The 18,157-nt window shown below is 42.7% G+C and carries 18 protein-coding genes; 13 read left to right on the forward strand and 5 right to left on the reverse strand.

Going from position 1 to position 18,157, the window contains the following annotated elements; all coding sequences use genetic code 11:
• The first annotated feature begins 2 nt into the window (after positions 1 to 2).
• From N475_RS16235 to N475_RS16250, 4 genes are all read left to right on the forward strand, one after another.
• The gene (locus tag N475_RS16235) at positions 3 to 617 is read left to right on the forward strand and encodes a YfgM family protein (protein WP_063358806.1); all 615 of its coding nucleotides are present in this window, start codon (positions 3 to 5) and stop codon (positions 615 to 617) included.
• A 9-nt stretch (positions 618 to 626) separates the two neighbouring features.
• Positions 627 to 1,802, forward strand: coding sequence for an outer membrane protein assembly factor BamB (gene bamB, locus N475_RS16240; RefSeq protein WP_063358807.1), 1,176 nt, complete (start codon positions 627 to 629; stop codon positions 1,800 to 1,802).
• A gap of 72 nt (positions 1,803 to 1,874) precedes the next feature.
• Positions 1,875 to 3,350 (forward strand): ribosome biogenesis GTPase Der, encoded by a 1,476-nt coding sequence (gene der, locus N475_RS16245; RefSeq protein ID WP_063358808.1) that lies wholly within the window; start codon positions 1,875 to 1,877, stop codon positions 3,348 to 3,350.
• A 153-nt stretch (positions 3,351 to 3,503) separates the two neighbouring features.
• Positions 3,504 to 3,893, forward strand: a complete 390-nt coding sequence (locus tag N475_RS16250) for a VOC family protein (RefSeq protein WP_063358809.1) — start codon at positions 3,504 to 3,506, stop codon at positions 3,891 to 3,893.
• Here N475_RS16250 and N475_RS16255 read toward each other — a convergent pair.
• The 4 genes from N475_RS16255 to N475_RS16270 form a co-directional block, all read right to left on the reverse strand.
• Complete coding sequence (locus N475_RS16255; protein ID WP_063358810.1) at positions 3,870 to 4,220, reverse strand: DUF2750 domain-containing protein; 351 nt, start codon at positions 4,218 to 4,220, stop codon at positions 3,870 to 3,872. The two genes, N475_RS16250 and N475_RS16255, sit on opposite strands and share 24 nt — an antisense overlap.
• A gap of 20 nt (positions 4,221 to 4,240) precedes the next feature.
• Positions 4,241 to 4,819 carry a glutathione S-transferase family protein gene (locus tag N475_RS16260; RefSeq protein ID WP_063358811.1) on the reverse strand — a complete coding sequence of 193 codons (579 nt, stop codon included), beginning with the start codon at positions 4,817 to 4,819 and terminating at the stop codon, positions 4,241 to 4,243.
• A gap of 159 nt (positions 4,820 to 4,978) precedes the next feature.
• Positions 4,979 to 5,260, reverse strand: coding sequence for a peptidylprolyl isomerase (locus tag N475_RS16265; protein WP_063358812.1), 282 nt, complete (start codon positions 5,258 to 5,260; stop codon positions 4,979 to 4,981).
• Positions 5,261 to 5,330: 70 nt separating this feature from the next.
• Positions 5,331 to 5,864 carry a glutathione peroxidase gene (locus N475_RS16270; RefSeq protein ID WP_081216057.1) on the reverse strand — a complete coding sequence of 178 codons (534 nt, stop codon included), beginning with the start codon at positions 5,862 to 5,864 and terminating at the stop codon, positions 5,331 to 5,333.
• Between the two features lie 206 nt (positions 5,865 to 6,070).
• On the opposite strand from N475_RS16270, the gene N475_RS16275 reads away from it, so the two are divergent.
• Together N475_RS16275 and N475_RS16280 are read left to right on the forward strand one after the other, a co-directional pair.
• Positions 6,071 to 8,023 carry an ATP-binding protein gene (locus N475_RS16275; RefSeq protein ID WP_063358814.1) on the forward strand — a complete coding sequence of 651 codons (1,953 nt, stop codon included), beginning with the start codon at positions 6,071 to 6,073 and terminating at the stop codon, positions 8,021 to 8,023.
• Between the two features lie 59 nt (positions 8,024 to 8,082).
• Positions 8,083 to 9,222 carry a response regulator gene (locus N475_RS16280; RefSeq protein ID WP_063358815.1) on the forward strand — a complete coding sequence of 380 codons (1,140 nt, stop codon included), beginning with the start codon at positions 8,083 to 8,085 and terminating at the stop codon, positions 9,220 to 9,222.
• Positions 9,223 to 9,228: 6 nt separating this feature from the next.
• On the opposite strand, the gene queG is transcribed toward N475_RS16280, so the two are convergent.
• A complete protein-coding gene (gene queG / locus N475_RS16285; RefSeq protein ID WP_081216058.1) occupies positions 9,229 to 10,398 on the reverse strand; it encodes a tRNA epoxyqueuosine(34) reductase QueG in 1,170 nt (389 codons plus the stop codon).
• On the opposite strand from queG, the gene N475_RS16290 reads away from it, so the two are divergent.
• From N475_RS16290 to hflX, 7 genes are all read left to right on the forward strand, one after another.
• On the forward strand, positions 10,369 to 11,856 hold the full coding sequence (locus tag N475_RS16290; RefSeq protein WP_063365597.1) for an NAD(P)H-hydrate dehydratase: 1,488 nt from the start codon (positions 10,369 to 10,371) through the stop codon (positions 11,854 to 11,856). The two genes, queG and N475_RS16290, sit on opposite strands and share 30 nt — an antisense overlap.
• Positions 11,853 to 12,329, forward strand: coding sequence for a tRNA (adenosine(37)-N6)-threonylcarbamoyltransferase complex ATPase subunit type 1 TsaE (tsaE, locus tag N475_RS16295; RefSeq protein ID WP_063365598.1), 477 nt, complete (start codon positions 11,853 to 11,855; stop codon positions 12,327 to 12,329). Before N475_RS16290 ends, tsaE begins: the two co-directional genes overlap by 4 nt.
• A 31-nt stretch (positions 12,330 to 12,360) precedes the next feature.
• Positions 12,361 to 13,662, forward strand: a complete 1,302-nt coding sequence (locus N475_RS16300; RefSeq protein WP_244951734.1) for an N-acetylmuramoyl-L-alanine amidase — start codon at positions 12,361 to 12,363, stop codon at positions 13,660 to 13,662.
• 5 nt (positions 13,663 to 13,667) lie between these two features.
• Entirely contained in the window at positions 13,668 to 15,584 is a 1,917-nt protein-coding gene (gene mutL / locus N475_RS16305) for a DNA mismatch repair endonuclease MutL (RefSeq protein WP_063358820.1), read from the forward strand.
• Positions 15,585 to 15,612: 28 nt separating this feature from the next.
• A complete protein-coding gene (gene miaA, locus N475_RS16310) occupies positions 15,613 to 16,503 on the forward strand; it encodes a tRNA (adenosine(37)-N6)-dimethylallyltransferase MiaA (RefSeq protein WP_063358861.1) in 891 nt (296 codons plus the stop codon).
• 77 nt (positions 16,504 to 16,580) lie between these two features.
• A complete protein-coding gene (hfq, locus tag N475_RS16315) occupies positions 16,581 to 16,844 on the forward strand; it encodes an RNA chaperone Hfq (RefSeq protein WP_039611821.1) in 264 nt (87 codons plus the stop codon).
• A gap of 21 nt (positions 16,845 to 16,865) precedes the next feature.
• Positions 16,866 to 18,155, forward strand: a complete 1,290-nt coding sequence (hflX, locus tag N475_RS16320) for a ribosome rescue GTPase HflX (protein WP_063358821.1) — start codon at positions 16,866 to 16,868, stop codon at positions 18,153 to 18,155.
• Positions 18,156 to 18,157 lie beyond the last annotated feature (2 nt).

Here is an 18,157-nt window from a genome sequence, read left to right on the forward strand (position 1 = left end):
GAATGGAAATTTATTCAACAGAAGAACAACAAGCAGAAGCAATAAAACGCTTTTTTAAAGAAAACGGTACATCTCTTATCGCAGGTGCGGTACTAGGTCTAGGTGGTCTGTATGGTTGGAAAGCCTACAACCAAAATCAAATTACATCTGCGGAAGCAAGTTCAGAAGCTTACAATCAGTTAATTGAAAGCGGTGAAGTATTGTCAAAAAGTGATGCTTTTCTAACTGAAAATGCAGACTCTAATTACGCTGTATTAGCTGCATTTGTAGCTGCAAAAGAAGCGGTTGATGCAGGTGAGCTTGAGCAAGCAGCGAGCAAGTTAACTTTCATTGCTGACAATGTTAAAAGCCCTGAATTAAAAGCTACGGCACTACTTCGTTTAGCAAGAGTACAACTTGCTCAATCAAAGCATGACGAAGCACTGGCGACCTTAGGTAAATCTATTCCTGCTAGCTTTGCTGCTCAAGTTGCTGAAGTGAAGGGTGACATATACCTGTCTACAGGCGACCAAGAAAAGGCGCGTGAGCAGTATCAAAAAGCGATTGATGCAGACGGTGCAGATAACAATGCGTTGTTGCAGATTAAGTTGGATGATTTAGCTAAAGCGTCAAACTAAGGAGTCGCCATGAAGAAGTTGACGATGGCCTCACTGGCGCTTTGTATGGCGTCACTTTTGGGTTGTTCTTCGAGTGATGATGAAGAAGAACTAGTATTACCGGAAATTGTAAATCAGTTTGAACCTCAAACGATTTGGCAAGAGTCACTGGGAGATGGCGTTGAACACTACTTTTCTCGCTTAACACCGACTACACACAATGAGCGCATTTTTGTTGCCGAACGAAAAGGCCGAGTTGCAGCTTTCGATACGAGCAGTGGCAAACAGTTGTGGGAAGTGGACACGCGTGAAGAAACATCTTTATGGCCTTGGGCTGATGATGACTCAGCAAAGCTATCTGGTGGTATTTTACAAGCTTACGGTAAACTCTATATCGGTTCTGAACATGGAGAAGTGATTGCACTTGACCGTGAAACCGGTGAGACGGTATGGCGAAAGTCAGTGCCAGGCGAAGCCTTGTCAACCCCAAGTGCTGGCGATGGTCTGATATTTGTCAACTTAGGTTCTGGTAAATTATTGGCGTTGCACCCTGACACAGGCGAACAGCGCTGGAGCTACGAACAAGAAGTGCCTGCGCTTACGCTGCGAGGCCTTAGTTCACCTACATCTGCAAATGGTGGAGTACTTGTAGGTGAAGAAAGTGGCAAACTTACGGTACTTATTGCGGATAGTGGTTTCTCTGCTTGGAGCACCGATATTGCACTAGCAGAGGGCTCTTCAGAGTTTGAACGCTTAGTCGATGTTGACACAAAACCTGTTGTATCCGGTGCGTATGTTTATACGATAGCGTATAATGGTAAGCTTGCTGCGCTTGATGTGCGTTCAGGTAACACCGTTTGGGACCGTGAATATAGCAGCTATCGTGATTTAACTATTGAATTAAATACCATTTACTTGGTAGATAGCGAAGGTGTGCTCTATGCTCTAGATAAAGACTCGGGCACTGAGCGTTGGAGTCAATCTGGATTACGAGGTTGGTATCTAACAGCCCCAGCGGTGGCTGGTGATTATGTCGTTGTTGGTGATCAGGAAGGTAATCTACACTGGCTTGACAAGAAAACTGGTGCTTTAGTTTCTCGACAAGAGTTTGATGATTCAGGCTTTTTCGTTGAACCAATCGTGGCGGATGGCAAGCTATTTGTCTATACCCGCGATGGTGAGATAAGTGCGATAAAAGTTCCTTAGTAGTTACTAAGTAAAAGATTTTGTAAGGCTTCGCACTGCGAAGCCTTTTGTTGTTTAAAAAAGAGGTAGTCTATGCTTCCTGTGATCGCTCTGGTAGGGCGGCCAAATGTGGGTAAGTCCACATTATTTAATCGATTAACGCGTACTCGTGACGCACTTGTAGCCGACTTTCCTGGTCTGACTCGCGATCGCAAGTACGGTCAGGCAGATTACGACGGCTATGAATTCATCGTTGTTGATACCGGTGGTATTGATGGCAGTGAAGAGGGTATTGAAACTGAAATGGCAGAGCAATCACTTCTGGCAATTGAAGAAGCCGATATTGTTCTGTTTTTGGTGGATGCTCGTGCCGGCATGACTGCTGCAGATCAGGCGATTGCCCAGCATTTAAGAAGACAGGAAAAGAAAAGCTTTATTGTTGCCAATAAAACAGACGGTATAGACGCCGACTCAAGCTGTGCTGAATTTTACCAGCTGGCATTAGGTGATATTCATCAAATAGCTGCTGCTCATGGTCGTGGTGTGACTCAGCTTCTTGAAGCAACACTTGGTCCGATTGTGGCGGAATTAGCGCAGCAAGAAGATGATATCGAGCAGAGTGATGATAGCATTGCCGAACTGTACCTTGAAGGCGAAGAAGCACCTGAAGAGGGCAAGTCAGGCTTTGAAGACAAACCAATTAAATTGGCGATTATTGGTCGTCCAAATGTAGGTAAGTCAACGCTTACAAACCGCATCTTAGGTGAAGAAAGGGTAATCGTTTACGATATGCCTGGCACTACTCGAGATTCAATTTACATCCCAATGACGCGTAATGATCGTGAGTATGTACTTATCGATACAGCCGGTGTACGTAAACGCAAAAAAGTAAGCGATGTCGTCGAAAAGTTCTCGGTTATAAAAACGCTTAAAGCAATCGAAGATGCGAATGTCATTTTGCTGGTTGTTGATGCTCGAGAGGGTATCTCAGATCAAGATTTAAGCCTACTAGGTTTTGCTCTAAACTCTGGTCGCTCTTTGGTGATTGCCGTCAATAAGTGGGATGGGCTAGACAACTATGTCAAAGAGCGTATCAAGTCAGAATTAGACAGAAGACTTGGCTTTATTGACTTTGCGCGCCTGCATTTTATTTCGGCATTGCATGGTACTGGTGTTGGGCATCTGTTTGAATCAGTAGACGAAGCATATGAGTCTGCAACAAAGCGTGTAAGTACTGCTATGTTACGTCGTATAATGGATATGGCTCAAGCCGACCACCAACCGCCATTGGTTCGTGGTCGTCGAGTGAAGCTTAAATATGCTCACGCCGGTGGTTATAATCCACCAAGAATCGTTATCCATGGTAACCAAGTACATGACTTGCCAGATAGCTATAAGCGCTACTTGATGAATTACTATCGTAAAGCACTTAATATTATGGGGACGCCGATAAAGATTGAGTTTAGAGAAGGTGATAACCCTTACTCAGGTCGCTCAAATAAAATGACGCTGTCGCAAAAGCGTAAATTAAGAGCGTTTACGAAAGAACAAAGAAATAAACCTTCATAAAAAAATGGCGCATTGTGCGCCATTTTTTATTGCCTTTTCTTGCCGTATCCATTCGATTATTTTTGTTCGAGCTTAAGTGGGCTTGGGCTAATTACTTTACGCTGCTCATTAATTATGCTTTATTAGTATTTATTTGCTTAACTTATTGTTGTGATGCATTTTCTTAAAACAGTCATTTATGTAGATGACGTAGAAGAAGTCTTAGATTTTTACTTTCAAGCATTTGGGCTCAGCGCGCATTCAGTGACAGAAAATGGTGATTATGGAGAGCTGGAAACGGGGACTGTGTTGCTTGCGTTTGCGACCCACCCTGTGGCTCAGTCTCAGTTTAAACAGACTTATATTCGTTCTCAGCCAAAGCAGCCAGCACTGGGTTTTGAATTGACCTTAGGTTGTGAGAATGTATCAAGCAGTTATGATAAGGCGGTTGCTGCAGGTGCAGAGCCACTGTCTGCACCAAGTCAAAAAGGCATACATACACAGGCATATGTACGCGCGATAGAAGGTACTTTAATTGCCTTAGTCAGCGAGTGCGCGAGCTAGGCTAACAGGCTCAATTTCAACGCAAACGTTGTCGTTATTCCAATTTATACCAATCAGAGCATTGTCATCTCTTAAATCTTCTACCCATTCATCAAGTAAAGAGTCCAAGTCAATAGCGATTGGTTTAAACTCTTCCCACTCATCTTTACATTGCTCTAAAGCCGCTGATTCATCAGCCCATAATAGAAGTACGTCAGATTCTTCAAATTGATTTGATTCAACAATCACGAAGCCGCCGTCTTCTGCTCCAAGGGCCCATACTTGCTCACTTTGTTTAACCACTGTTACAAAGTTGACTACTTCTGATTCTAACTCAAGATCATTCATATTATTTTACCAGTAAAAATTTAGCTGCGCGGATCCGTTTGTTGTGCAATAGCATGACTATTCCATTTCTCTAGATGAGCTTGCAATCCATGATGGGTTGATAAGTCAGCTAGATTTCTGAATTGGATCCAGTCTAACAGGCAGTATAAACTGATCTGTAAATACTCGCAGTTCAAAAAAACGTCTGTTGTACATTGCTTATCTAAATAGGTTAATGTTTCAGTTATGCGTTCACGCTGCAAATTAAAAAATAAAACATCCCCTTGTGTATCTAAATCAGAGCGTTGCCCGAGTAACATTTCTACAAGAGAATCATTACAAGCATTGATGGTTGTCAATAAATTCTCTTGGTCCCAGTTCAAGTGTGGGAGTGAAAATTTGTCTTGAAGATATCGAGCAATAGTATTGGAATCACATATCACTTGCTCTGCACAAATAAGAAAAGGAATTTTTCTAGCCGGGTTGTGCTCAATCAATATCTTGCGCTCATTAGGGTCGAAAATATTAATGATACGATACTCATAAGATAACTCGTGTAGTGAACAATACATTCTTAGTCGTCTTACATATGGAGAAGTATCGGAGCCATATAAAATCATGTGTATTCCCTTTTTAATGGTTTCTGGAAATCCTAGCATGACAAATCGCGATGCCAATGTATACGCATAATTTGCAAAAGGTATTGTTATTGAGAGGGCAAAGAAAGGAAGGTATGAGGGGTGGGCAAAACCAGAGAGCCTAGTTCGCCCAGAGCAATTTTAGTCTTGTCGACTTGTCACTTCTAGCAGGTGATAGCCAAACTGCGTTTGTACAGGTCCTTGGACTTCGTTTAAAGGGGCTGAAAAAACGACTTTGTCGAATTCTGGCACCATCATGCCCGGACCAAACTCCCCAAGTGCACCACCGTCTTGACCTGAAGGACAGTTAGAAAATTCTTTCGCCAGTGCAGCGAAGTCTTCTCCGTCATCAATTCTCTTTTTGAGTTCTAAACATTGCGCTTCACTATCCACTAAAATATGTCTTGCACTTGCTAATGTCATGTTCTCTCCATGCTTGCCTCAATTTAGTTCATACCTTATTCTAATTCAAAAGTATCAAAAACGCATGCTTTTACCTGATTTCCTTTTCAATCGCAGTGATAACTTCTTCTGATAGTGGTTTTGTTCTGCTACCAAAGCGTTGGATCTCTTTTCTGTCTGCTGAGACTAAGTATTTGTAAAAGTTCCACTTTGGCGAGCCAGCTTGTTCTCCTAGGTGTTTGAATATTGGATTGGCGTCATCGCCTCTAACGTCGCTGGTTGCCATCATGGTAAAGGTTACACCGTAATTAATAAAACAAACTTTTGCAGTATCGGCTTCGTCGTTTTCTTCTTGGAAAAAGTCATCTGAAGGGAACCCAATAACAACTAATCCTTTGTCTTTATATTTTTGATGCAGCTTTTCCAAATCTTCGAATTGTCCCGTGAATCCACAGTTACTTGCTGTATTGACCAGTAATAAAGGCTTGTCTTTAAACTGACATAGGTTAACTGTGTCTTTGGAGCGTAACTTTCTCAACTCAACGTTTGTGAAATCGTCGCAATTAGCGAACGACAATGGACTAGCAAGTGCGATCGCAACTGCAAAAATAGTTTGTTTTATCATGATGTTTTCCGTGTTTTTCTTTGTTATACGCTGGTATATAAAAATAGTTCAGTACGGGCTGAGGACATTTCAATCTGTTTTCGAAACACGTACTAATAGGCATATTTACATGGACAGTTTAATTGACCTTTTTATTACAATAAAATTTTCTTTGCTTTGAATTATTTGAACTACACTGGATCTTACTATGGATACAGGACGTTACTATGTCGAATAAGGTTTTGATCATAGATAGTAATAGTGTTTTAGCAATGCGCATTAAAGTACTATTTGAGCTATTGGGCAGCGAAGTTGAGCATATTCACTACGAGTCATTGGACGCAGAAACTGAGTTTAGCTACTTTGACGTGATTGCAATTGCGCATGGTATTCCTCAAGAGTACTTTGATACGTTAGAGCGACTCAGTCAGCATGAAAAAATCATTCTCCTCGCACCTAAACCCGAAAATTCGGAGCACTTGAGCGCGTTTAGCCAGTTGAACCGGGTGCTTTCAAATGCCATCGTGATTTACCCATTTTTCGGTAATAAGGAAATTACTGGTCTACTTGAACGCGTGTTGGAAATAGGTGAGCAAGCCCAGCTCTTACTTCCCAAGGTGCTTTTAGTCGACCATTTACCAAGTCGACTAAAACAGCTTTCGGTGAGTTTAAGGGGGGCACAGCTGGATGTGAAAACTGCGAGTTGTGCAAAAGAAGTCGAAACCCTAATAAAGCAGCATCAATTTGATCTGCTTATCTGTGATTTTAATTTAGAGCGTGAAACTGGGTTGGATATATTTGATGTAGTGCGGCAAGTTCATGTCAATTGCCGCTGCCTGCTGATGACATCCCGCGAAAGCCAAGTGGATATGCTCAAAGCAATTCGGCAAGGGGTTGAAGACGTGCTGACTAAACCCGTTGATGAAAACTCGCTGCTGCAATCGCTCCATAAGCTCTGGCAGACTGAGCTGTTAAGGAGGCATAACCAAGAGTTAGTTGAGCGCCTTCAAGACACGGTTGATGCATTGATAGAGCGTGATAGCTTACTTAGAGTTATCTACAAGCATACACCTGATCCCATTATGCTTTTTAATCTCAAAGGCTATGTTATAGAAGCGAATGATGCATGTTTGAACCTATTTGGATTAAACGCCGAAGAGTTAGAAGCGCATTCTATCTTCAATTTATTTGAAAGACAGTCCGTAGAAGCACTACAAAATTGTATCGAAACTAGTTTGATTGCTCGGCATTTTGACTGCGACCTGGTACTGCCAAGAAACGATGGAATATCCATACCCTTAATGGGAACGTTTATTGAAATAGACCATCATGGCGAAATAGCGCTTGCAGCTATTTTCAAAAATGTGGCGCATTTAAAGCGCAAACAACAATTACTTGAAGAAGCAAAAGAGGTCTTAGAAGCAGAAGTTCAGGCCAGAACTTATCAATTACAATCGGCCAAAGAAGCGGCCGAGCGTGCAAATATTAGTAAATCTGAGTTTCTAGCAAATATGTCTCATGAACTCAGGACACCTATGCATTCAATTTTGAGTTTTGCCCGCTTTGGGTTAGACAAGCTGCAAGCAAAAGAGGCGCCAATAGACAAACTAAACAAGTATTTGTCGAGAATAGAAACCAGTGGTGAGCGCCTCTTGATGCTGCTGAATAATTTATTGGATCTATCCAAACTTGACGCGGGTCGATTTCCTTTTAACCCAAGCAACAACAACTTTGTGTCTTTGCTACAAGAGGGCATTGAGGATGTCTCTGGTTCGGCCATGGAGAAGGGCATTGTCATCAATCTGCATGCGGATGATAAAAACATTACACTTTATTGTGATCGAGACCAAATGATACAGGTGGTTCGTAATCTGCTTGGTAATGCATTGAAGTTCAGTCCAGATAATAGCCAAGTGCAAGTCTACCTATCGACGGACGATGGTAAACTGTATTTGACCATTTGTGATCAAGGTGTTGGTATTCCGCCTGATGAGTTGGAGCACATTTTTGATAAATTTGCGCAAAGTAGTAAAACTAACTCTGGAGCTGGGGGCACAGGATTAGGGCTTGCGATATGTAAAGAGTTCATTTTATTGCATAAAGGATGCATTTATGCACGAAACAGTGATTCAGGTGGGGCTGAATTTGTTATTGAGTTACCAAAAAGCACCTCTGACTAGCAACAGGTAGGATCACTGTCTATAACTATTAGTAATAAAACTCAAAAGGACATTTAGCGATGGCATTACAACGAATTCTGGCAGTGGATGACGAACCTTTCAATCTAGAAATCATCGAAGAAATCCTGGAAGATTTGGATTTCGAAGTAAAAACAGCTATCAGCGGACAGGAGTGTTTGGAAATCGTTGAAGCATTCGATCCTCAAGTCATTTTATTGGACGTAAGCATGCCACAGATGAGCGGGTATGAAGTGTGTAAAACCATCAAGTCCAACCCTGACTTGCAACATATTATTGTGATGTTTGTTTCTGCTCGGGGGTCTGTTGAGGAGCGCATGGAGGGCTATTCCGTCGGTGCAGAAGACTATATTGTTAAGCCCTTTGGGCATAGTGAGTTAAAAGCTAAACTATTGCACCTAGGTCAGATGTTATTGGAAAAGGATATACTAGAGCAACAAGTTGAAGACGCCACGACTACCGCTTTTAGCGCAATGGCAACCAGCAGTGAAATGGGACAAATCGTCAACTTTGTGGAGCAAGTCGGTGCCATTCAAGATGTTTCTGAGTTAGCGGATGCGTTAATTGGTTGCTTGGCTAATTTTGGTTTGAGTTGCAACATAGAAATGCGGGTAGAAGGGGAGCGGCTACACTTTGCGTCAACGGGAATGTGTTCGCCCATTGTAGTAGAGCTGTTTGAAATTTTGCACTCAAAAGGTCGACTTCATGAATTTACCAGCCGAATACTCGTGAACTATGAACTGCTGAGCGTATTAATATTGAATATGCCTTCAGAAGACCCTGACAAGCATGGACGCATACGTGACCATATTTGCTTTATAGTCAGTGTGACAGAGCAGCAATTAATGTCTATTCTGACCAAAAATCAACTGCTCTCCCAGCAGTCAGAGCTGAATGGCGCAATTAAAACAATTCATAGTAAATTCACTGGATTATTATCCATGTTAAATAATAATCGCTCCCAAAATGAGGCAATCTTTAAACGGCTGCAAGAATTGTTTGAATCGCGTATTCCAACGATGGGGTTAGACGAAGACCAAGAAGTTTTTATATTTCGCCATATTGACGAAGCGATTCAAAGTTCAGTGGCAAGAGAAGAGGCTATTTCACAGGTCAAAGAAGCGTTTTCTGAAATTGAAAACGACTTATGTTTATTGACTAATAAAGATGGTACGCCGTAAAGCGTATTAAGCATCCCTAGGCAAGCCTTTTTCAACAATGCGGATCAGTCTTGCCTTTTTGCGTTCATCGGACTGCTTTTGCTGTTGCTGTGTGAGTGCCCAGCGAATGTGCTCCTCAACCAGTGGCGTAACAAAATCCAATTTGTCTGTGAGCGCTTTTACGATGCGTTCGTCATAATTTGCATTGCCAAGCCCCACTGCCAAGTTTCGCAGCCAGCGTTCATGGCCGATACGCCTGATAGGACTACCTTCGGTATTTTTTAAAAATGTATTTTCGTCCCAGGCAAATAGCTCAAGCATTTCTCTATCTTTGATTGTTTTTCGTGGATGAAAGTCTGCTTCTTCTGTCAGTTGACCAAATCGATTCCAAGGACAAACGAGTTGACAGTCATCGCAACCATAAACTCGGTTACCTAACAAAGGCCGAAATTCTTCTGGAATAGCGCCTTGAAGCTCTATTGTCAGGTAGGAGATGCAGCGCCGAGCATCGACAACATAAGGTTCCACAATCGCGCCAGTAGGGCAAAGGCTGATGCAGGCATTACATTTTCCACAACCTTCTTCAACTTTCTTTTCGTCAGCAGGCAATGGTAGATCTACGAATAGCTCACCAAGGAAAAACCAAGAACCAGCTTGCTTATGAATGAGTAGACTATTTTTTCCACGCCAACCCAATCCTGCTTTTTCAGCGATTTGTCGCTCTAATACTGGTGCAGAATCTACAAATGGGCGAAATCCATATTGCCCGACCTCCTTTTCAATACGTTGGCCAAGTTTCTTTAAGCGGTTTCTGAGTACTTTGTGGTAATCACGCCCCAAAGCATATCGGCTGATATAAGCGGTGGTACTATTTTTTAATGCTTTGGCAAAACTCGCATCAGGAGGTAGGTAATTCATTTTAACCGTCACTATGCTTTGTGTTCCTGGCACCAATTCGGCTGGGCGAGCCCGTTTCATGCCATGTGCAGCCATATATTCCATTTCGCCGTGATAGCCTAAGTCGAGCCAGCGTTGCAGTTGGTTTTCATGTTCACTTAAGTCGATATCACTTATACCTACTTCAGCAAAGCCTAATTCTTTGCCCCAATACTTAATTTTTTCTGCAAGTTCAGTATAGTTAATAGTAGGTTTGGCTTTATTCACGGAATGTCTATCTTGCAAGGTCAATACACGCATAATTTACCACAGATTGCTTACTGCGCCCAAGAAGTAAAGCTTCATGAGGAACAGGCAGCATTAAATTCAGGCACAACGCTTAGAGAACTCATGCAAAGAGCAGGTCTGGCGTTGTTCGAACTTATCCGCAACAAAGCGGTTAAAAACATTCTAATTTTTACAGGGAAAGGCAATAACGCTGGAGATGGATTTGTGCTGGCAAAACGCTGTTTGCAAGCTGAAATCAACGTAACTGTGTGTGCCTTATTTGAACCCACATTACTTAAAGGCGATGCCGCAGAAGCCTACCAATTGTTTTGTCGCAGTGGTGGTAAGGTTGTCGCGTTAAGGTCTTGTGCTGAAAAGTCGTACGATACTGTGGTTGATGCTGTTTTTGGCACTGGTTTTCGCGGCGAATTGCCTTGTCACGTTAAAGAAGCATTTGCGCATTTCAACACAAGTAAAGCGTGGAAGCTCGCCGTGGATATTCCCAGTGGCATTAATGGAACAACTGCGGAAGTGGCTGAAGGTACATTTCACGCTGATACAACGTTGACTTTTATCGCTCTTAAACAGGGGATGTTGACAGGAGGTGCGCCGAGTTATAGCGGTGAAGTGTTGCTCGCGGACCTTGGTATAGCGGATGCCTTTGGCGATTTGTCTCATACAAATTGCTGCTACCCCGGTGGCAAATATTTACGTTCACTGCGTCCTCACAGGGCACCTGATAGCTATAAAAATAAATGTGGCCATGTTCTTCTAATTGGAGGAGGAAAAGGAATGGCTGGTGCTATTAGATTGGCTGCAGAAGCTTGCCTACGAACTGGGGCTGGTTTGGTGTCGGTGGCAACTCACCCTGAGAATCAACAAGCGGTATTGCAGGGGCGATATGAGTTAATGGTTCATGGGATTTCGGTTGTTGCTGAGCTTGAGGCTTTATTGGCAAAGGTTGATGTAGTGGTGATAGGTCCAGGTCTTGGGCAAGATGCTTGGGCTCGCAAACTATTTAATGCCGCGAAAAAATTCGAGGGACCAGTTGTGTGTGATGCCGATGGCATCAACTTATTGGCGCAAAGTCACCTCCCATGGTTAAGAGCAATTTTAACGCCCCACCTTGGAGAAGCAAAGCGGTTGCTAGATGATAGCTCTATTGATACGGCAAAACGGTTTGAGTTAGCTGAGATGTTAAGCAAGCAGTATGCAGCTTGTATTGTACTTAAAGGCCCTGGAAGCCTGATTGTCGATGGAAAGCGAACAAACATTAACCGCTCAGGCTCTGAAGCGATGGCGAGTGCTGGGATGGGCGATGTATTATCTGGTATAATTGCAGGTTTATTGGCACAAGGCTTGAATAGGTTTGAAGCGGCCACACTTGGTGTGTATATTCATGGTCTTGCAGCTGAACAAGCAGCTCGCGATGGTCAATTAGGGTTGCTCGCGAGTGATTTATTTGTCCATATTAGAGGTATTATGGGATGAGCCAAAACGATACTTTGCAACTTTCATTGGCTGATGAGGATGCAACGATTGCATTAGGTAGGCAATTAGCGTCTTCAATTTCTGAAGGGGCCGTTTTTTATATGCACGGTGATCTGGGCGCTGGTAAAACCACAATGACCAGAGGCTTGGTGCAAGGTTTAGGGCATGTGGGCAATGTAAAAAGCCCGACCTATACTCTCGTTGAACCGTATGAATTACCTGAACGCTTGGTTTACCACTTTGATTTGTATCGCTTAGGGGATCCAGAAGAATTGGAGTTTATGGGAATTAGGGATTACTTTTCTACACAAGCTGTGTGTATAGTAGAGTGGCCTGAAAAGGGACATGGATACATTCCAAATCCAGATATTGATGTTTACTTGGCTTATGAAGGCGACGCGAGAAGCGCAACTTTGAAAGCACACAGTGAACGAGGAAAGCAATTATTGGCAACTATAAGTAGTTATGCGTAGTGCACATAGTAAATATATAAATATAATAATCATGTTTGTGCTGCTGGTTTTTGCAGCGCAGACGTTTGCTAAAAATGCCATTAATAATGTGCGTATTAGGCCTTCAGCTGAAAGTACGCGCGTGGTATTTGATTTGTCTAAAAAACCGGAATTTAGTTATTTCGTTTTACAGAAACCGCTTCGGCTCGTGGTTGATTTTGAAAATACTAAACAACTACCTAAGTTGCCAGCTATTCCAAAAAAGCATCGAGTTATCAGTAAAATACGCTACAGCAAACCAAAAAAGAAAAATGCGACTCGAGTGGTTTTCGAACTTAATGGACCAACTAAGCCTGTGATTTTTGCACTTGCTCCAACAGGGTCGAGCTCGAACCGGTTGGTCGTAGATCTTTATGGTCAAAAAAAAGCTGCGCCAGTTAAGTCGACGAACAAAAAGCGTGAATTAAAGCGCGACAGAGATATAGTAATTGCCATAGATGCTGGCCATGGTGGGCAAGATCCAGGCTCTATCGGGCCCTCAGGCACGTTTGAGAAGCATATTACTTTGCAGATCGCCAAGCGCTTAGCCAAACTCATTAACAAAGAGCCAGGCATGTCTGCTCAGTTGACCCGCTCTGGAGACTATTTCCTTAAATTGAACACGCGTACTGCTAAAGCCAGAACTCGGCGTGCAGACTTTTTCGTATCGATTCATGCTGATGCATTTTCGAGCCCCAAGCCTCGCGGTGCATCAGTATGGACATTGTCATTACGCCGGGCGAATTCTGAGATAGGTAAATGGCTTGAGAATAAAGAAAAGCAATCTCAATTACTCGGTGGTGCGGCTGGTGTAATTAAAGACACAGAAAACGAAAAGTATTTAGCAAAGGCTTTGCTAGATATGTCGATGGATCACTCAATGAAAACAGGGTTCCAGGTTGCGGAAGAGATAGTGTCTGAACTGAAAAAGGTCGCAAAGCTACACAAAAAGCGCCCTCAGGCGGCAAATTTTGGGGTGTTAAAATCACCAGATATTCCATCAATTCTGGTGGAAACTGGATTTATATCTAACCCGCAAGAGGAAAGGCAACTTAAAACAGCCTATCATCAGCAGCGCTTGGCAAATGCGGTGTTTGTATCGATAAAGCGTTACTACCAAAAAAATCCACCAGATGATTCGTTGTTTGCAAGACTAAAAGAACAGAAACCGCTTCATCACAAAGTTAAGCGTGGAGAGTCTTTAAGTTTATTGGCCGCAAGGTATGGAACGACTGTGTCCGCATTGAAAAAGGTCAATCGTCTGAAGAATAACACGTTACATATAGGTCAAGTATTGACCATACCTAAGGCTTGATAGTGATGGCAATAGAGATATTACCTGCTCGATTAGCGAACCAAATTGCGGCTGGTGAAGTTGTTGAAAGACCAGCGTCAGTAGTCAAAGAGTTAGTAGAAAATAGTATTGATGCTGGCGCTACACGTATTCAAATAGATATTGAACGTGGAGGCCATAAACTCATACGCATTCGTGACAATGGGTCGGGTATTATCAAAGACGAATTGGCCTTAGCATTATCTCGCCACGCGACAAGTAAACTGAAGAATTTAGATGATTTAGAAGCCATTGCCTCATTGGGATTTCGGGGAGAGGCTTTAGCGTCTATTAGTTCAGTATCTAGGTTAACTCTAAGTTCAAAACCGTCATCCCAAGATACCGCATGGCAGGCGTGTGCTGAGGGAAGAGATATGGCTGTTCAAATCCAGCCAACTGCTCACCCCAATGGCACGACCATAGAGGTTAAGGACCTATTCTTTAATACACCCGCAAGAAGAAAGTTTTTACGTACAGAGAAAACTGAGTTTAGCCACATTGATGAATTAGTTAAACGTATTGCACTCAGTCGTTTTGATGTCGCCATTACTTTGACTCACAATCAAAAAGTAGTGCGCCAGTTTCGCTCGCAATCAAACCCTCGCAGTATTGAGCGAGTAGCACATGTTGCTGGTAGGGTATTTCAGCGAGAAGCCAGTTTTATTGAATCTGGTTATGAGGGGTTAGAGCTCTATGGGTGGGTTTTGCCCTTGGGCAGTAATACTCAGCCTCAATATACTTATGTAAACGGCAGGATGATGCGTGATAAGTTAATTTTGCACGCAATTCGTCAAGCCTTTGAAGAGGCAACTGGAAGCCAAGATACACCAGGGTTTGTGATTTACTTAAATCTTGATCCAAGGCAGGTAGATGTCAATGTACACCCTGCTAAACATGAAGTGCGATTTCATCAAGCGCGATTGGTTCACGACTTTATTGTTCAAGCAATTAAACAAGTCGTTGAACCACAGCCTTCGTCTTTGTTAGAGCCAGAGTATAGACCTGAAGCGTTGCCGTTAGAACATACTGCGCAGCCAAATTTGCCGATAGAACCAGAACCTCAGCCTATTCATCAGGAATATAGAACACCTCTTCGTCAGAGTGATGTTCAAGTTCGTGAGCCTGACGCGATTGATAGGCAAGCCGAGAGAATCACAGCGGGAGCAGGGGCATTCAAGCAATCAACTTCGCCTGCAGGTCATTCAGAAAGACCTAGTAGGGCGTATAGTTCAGCTGCCACTCAGCAAAAAAAGGTTAATGTTAACCAACTCTATCAAGCCTTTAGCCATGAAGATAAAGGCATTGAGCAAGTTTCAACTGATTCCGTAGTAAGCCCACAAGTCTCAGATAATCCAGAACAGTGTACTCAAACACACTGGATGGCGTTACCACAGGGGGGGATTTTACTGCAAGAGTCACAGCAGTTAATGCTAACTCATGGTCGGTATGGGTTAAAGGCGCTGTGGCGAGAGCAAATTGAGTCAGACGGAACGCTGCTTGGCAAAGCTTTGTTGTTACCTGTGAGAGTAAACCAAACTAAAGCTGAATCTGAGCTACTACAAAATGCCAGCTCATGGTTAACACTGTTGGGCTTTGAAATGCAGTTTAAAGACAATCATGTAATGGTCAAAAAGCTGCCCGTTAGCTTGTATAGTCTGGATGTGGGGCAGTGTGTTTCAATACTTGTTGAAACCTGTAGTCAAGATACCGAGACAGCTTTGGATTTAGAATATTGGGTTGATTGGTTATTGGTGAACACGCCAGATAGCTACTTTGGATCCCAACATTTTGAGTTGGTACGTGAAAAAATGCTAAAAAAACAGAAAAGCAAAGCAGCAATTACTGCAAAAGCCGTTAAAATAGAGCCAAATTATATTCTAGATTTACTACCGAAAGGTTATTAGTTTGCAGAACAAACCAGTTATCACCCTAATGGGACCAACAGCAGCAGGTAAAACTGCTTTGGCCATTGAGCTGTGTAAACACTTAAACACCGAAATTATTAGTGTTGATTCGGCACTTGTATATAAAGGGATGGATATAGGTACAGCGAAGCCAGATCAAGACGAGTTGGCACAAGCGCCTCATCACTTGATTGACTTAATTGACCCGCGAGAGAGTTACTCGGTAGCTGATTTTCGTAATGATGCGATTGCGTGCATAGAGAGATTTCATGAGCAGGGAAAAGTTCCGGTGCTTGTGGGCGGCACAATGATGTATTTTAAAGGGTTAATCGAGGGCTTATCGCCGTTACCTGAGGCGTCTATTTCGGTGCGTGCAGAACTTGAAAAAGAAGCTTTAGAAAAGGGCTGGCCCGCGCTACATGCAGAGTTGATGCAGATAGATCCACAAGCTGGAGAAAAAATTAGTGAGAACGATTCACAAAGGATTAATCGGGCATTAGAGGTTTTTCGTATAACAGGAAAACCGATGTCAGTATTGCAAAAGGAGAAACAACCTACATTGCCTTACGACTTTTATCAATTTGCTATCGCGCCGAGTGATCGTAAAATACTCCATGAGCGAATTGAGAAAAGATTTAAAATAATGCTAGAACAAGGGTTTAAAAACGAAGTTTTGGCCTTATATAATCGAAAGGATTTACACCCTGACTTGCCTTCTATCCGATGCGTTGGATACAGGCAAATGTGGGAACATTTAGCCGGTGAATATGACTATGATGAAATGGTTTTCAGAGGTATCGCCGCAACCAGACAACTAGCAAAGCGGCAGTTGACTTGGCTTCGGAGTTGGCCAGAGGTAACTTGGTTAGAAACCGGAGAGCAAGAAAACTTGCAACGAATTTTAAGTTCGCTAAGCTAATAGTAGTTGAACCAATATTTTGTTGATATTTATTCAACTAACTCAACATAATAACACCTAGAACGAAGGATAAGAAAATGGCAAAAGGCCAATCGTTACAAGACCCATTTTTGAATGTCTTGCGTCGTGAGCGCATTCCAGTTTCAATTTTTTTAGTTAACGGCATCAAATTACAAGGTAAAATTCAGTCTTTTGACCAATTCGTGATTTTACTAGAAAATACCGTGAATCAAATGGTTTACAAACACGCCATCTCAACAGTTGTTCCTGCAAGAGCCGTCAATTTCCAAAATACACAAGGAAATGAAGGTGCAGAGCAAAATGAAGATGGCAATTTTTAATAGATATTAGGAGCATGTTGCTTGTTTGACCGTTATGAAGCCGGCGAACAGGCAGTCTTAGTGCACATAGAGTTTCCTAACGAAGGAGATCGTGAAGATCTGCAAGAATTGGAAATGCTAGTATCTTCTGCTGGTGTTAGTAGTGTGGCGGTTGTGCAAGGCAGCCGTCAGGCACCTCACCCCAAGCTGTTTGTCGGAACGGGCAAAGCAGAAGAAATTGCCGAGATTGTCAGAACTTATAAAGCAGACGTCATTATATTTAATCACCAACTCAGTCCTTCTCAAGAACGTAACATAGAGCGTGTCTGCCGTTGTCGTGTTTTGGACCGAACTACACTTATCTTAGATATATTTGCGCAACGAGCTCGAACGCATGAAGGTAAGTTGCAAGTTGAGTTAGCTCAGTTGAGACATATTTCAACTCGATTGATTAGAGGCTGGACCCACCTTGAAAGGCAAAAAGGCGGGATAGGTCTGCGAGGACCTGGTGAGACTCAGCTAGAAACAGACCGTCGCTTACTTAGAGAAAGAATCAAAAGCATTCGAAAGCGTTTGGACAAAGTTGCAGTGGTACGAGAGCAAGGCCGTCGAGCGAGAAACCGAAACGAGATTCCGACCGTATCATTGGTTGGATATACGAACGCGGGTAAGTCGACACTGTTCAATCGTATTACAAATTCAGATGTTTATGCAGCAGACCAATTGTTCGCAACGTTAGACCCAACATTACGCAAACTTGAAATTGATGATGTTGGTGCTGTGATTCTAGCTGATACTGTAGGGTTTATTAGGCACTTACCTCATGACCTTGTTGCAGCTTTTAAGGCAACTTTAACAGAAACCAGAGAAGCAGATTTGCAATTGCATGTGGTGGATGTTGCCGATCACAGAAGAAAAGAAAATATAGAACAGGTACAATCGGTTCTCGAAGAGATTGAAGCGGACGAAATTCCGCAGCTTTTGGTTTATAACAAGATTGATTTAGTAGAAGAGATCCAGCCAAAAATTGACCGAGACGAAGAAGGCATGCCAATTAGGGTATGGCTTTCAGCTCAGGCCAACCAAGGTGTCGAGCTGCTTTCTCAGGCAATCTCAGAGTTGTTAGCTAAAAAAATGTTTAGCAACAAGTTAGTGGTACCTCCGGCTTTTGGAAAACTACGAGGTGCGCTTTTTAATCTGAATGCGGTGAATAGTGAAAGCTATGACGAGCAAGGTAATTGGTTGCTAGATGTCAGGTTACCTCAAGCTGATTGGGAGCGTCTCAAAAAAGAGCAAGGGCCAGAAATTGAGCGGTTTATCGCTCAAAATTGAAA

The sequence above is a fragment of the Pseudoalteromonas luteoviolacea DSM 6061 genome (assembly GCF_001625655.1).
GTDB classification, from domain to species: Bacteria; Pseudomonadota; Gammaproteobacteria; order Enterobacterales; family Alteromonadaceae; genus Pseudoalteromonas; species Pseudoalteromonas luteoviolacea.

What these genes read in the sequence shown, in the direction of transcription:
- N475_RS16280 (WP_063358815.1), top strand. Translation starts at nt 8,083, where the DNA reads ATGGCATTACAACGAATTCTGGCAGTGGATGACGAACCTTTCAATCTA.
- queG (WP_081216058.1), bottom strand. Translation starts at nt 10,398, where the DNA reads ATGCGTGTATTGACCTTGCAAGATAGACATTCCGTGAATAAAGCCAAA.
- bamB (WP_063358807.1), top strand. Translation starts at nt 627, where the DNA reads ATGAAGAAGTTGACGATGGCCTCACTGGCGCTTTGTATGGCGTCACTT.
- miaA (WP_063358861.1), top strand. Translation starts at nt 15,613, where the DNA reads ATGGGACCAACAGCAGCAGGTAAAACTGCTTTGGCCATTGAGCTGTGT.
- der (WP_063358808.1), top strand. Translation starts at nt 1,875, where the DNA reads ATGCTTCCTGTGATCGCTCTGGTAGGGCGGCCAAATGTGGGTAAGTCC.
- N475_RS16235 (WP_063358806.1), top strand. Translation starts at nt 3, where the DNA reads ATGGAAATTTATTCAACAGAAGAACAACAAGCAGAAGCAATAAAACGC.
- N475_RS16265 (WP_063358812.1), bottom strand. Translation starts at nt 5,260, where the DNA reads ATGACATTAGCAAGTGCAAGACATATTTTAGTGGATAGTGAAGCGCAA.
- N475_RS16275 (WP_063358814.1), top strand. Translation starts at nt 6,071, where the DNA reads ATGTCGAATAAGGTTTTGATCATAGATAGTAATAGTGTTTTAGCAATG.
- N475_RS16260 (WP_063358811.1), bottom strand. Translation starts at nt 4,819, where the DNA reads ATGATTTTATATGGCTCCGATACTTCTCCATATGTAAGACGACTAAGA.
- N475_RS16250 (WP_063358809.1), top strand. Translation starts at nt 3,504, where the DNA reads ATGCATTTTCTTAAAACAGTCATTTATGTAGATGACGTAGAAGAAGTC.
- hfq (WP_039611821.1), top strand. Translation starts at nt 16,581, where the DNA reads ATGGCAAAAGGCCAATCGTTACAAGACCCATTTTTGAATGTCTTGCGT.
- N475_RS16300 (WP_244951734.1), top strand. Translation starts at nt 12,361, where the DNA reads ATGTTTGTGCTGCTGGTTTTTGCAGCGCAGACGTTTGCTAAAAATGCC.
- mutL (WP_063358820.1), top strand. Translation starts at nt 13,668, where the DNA reads ATGGCAATAGAGATATTACCTGCTCGATTAGCGAACCAAATTGCGGCT.
- N475_RS16255 (WP_063358810.1), bottom strand. Translation starts at nt 4,220, where the DNA reads ATGAATGATCTTGAGTTAGAATCAGAAGTAGTCAACTTTGTAACAGTG.
- tsaE (WP_063365598.1), top strand. Translation starts at nt 11,853, where the DNA reads ATGAGCCAAAACGATACTTTGCAACTTTCATTGGCTGATGAGGATGCA.
- N475_RS16290 (WP_063365597.1), top strand. Translation starts at nt 10,369, where the DNA reads ATGTCTATCTTGCAAGGTCAATACACGCATAATTTACCACAGATTGCT.
- N475_RS16270 (WP_081216057.1), bottom strand. Translation starts at nt 5,864, where the DNA reads ATGATAAAACAAACTATTTTTGCAGTTGCGATCGCACTTGCTAGTCCA.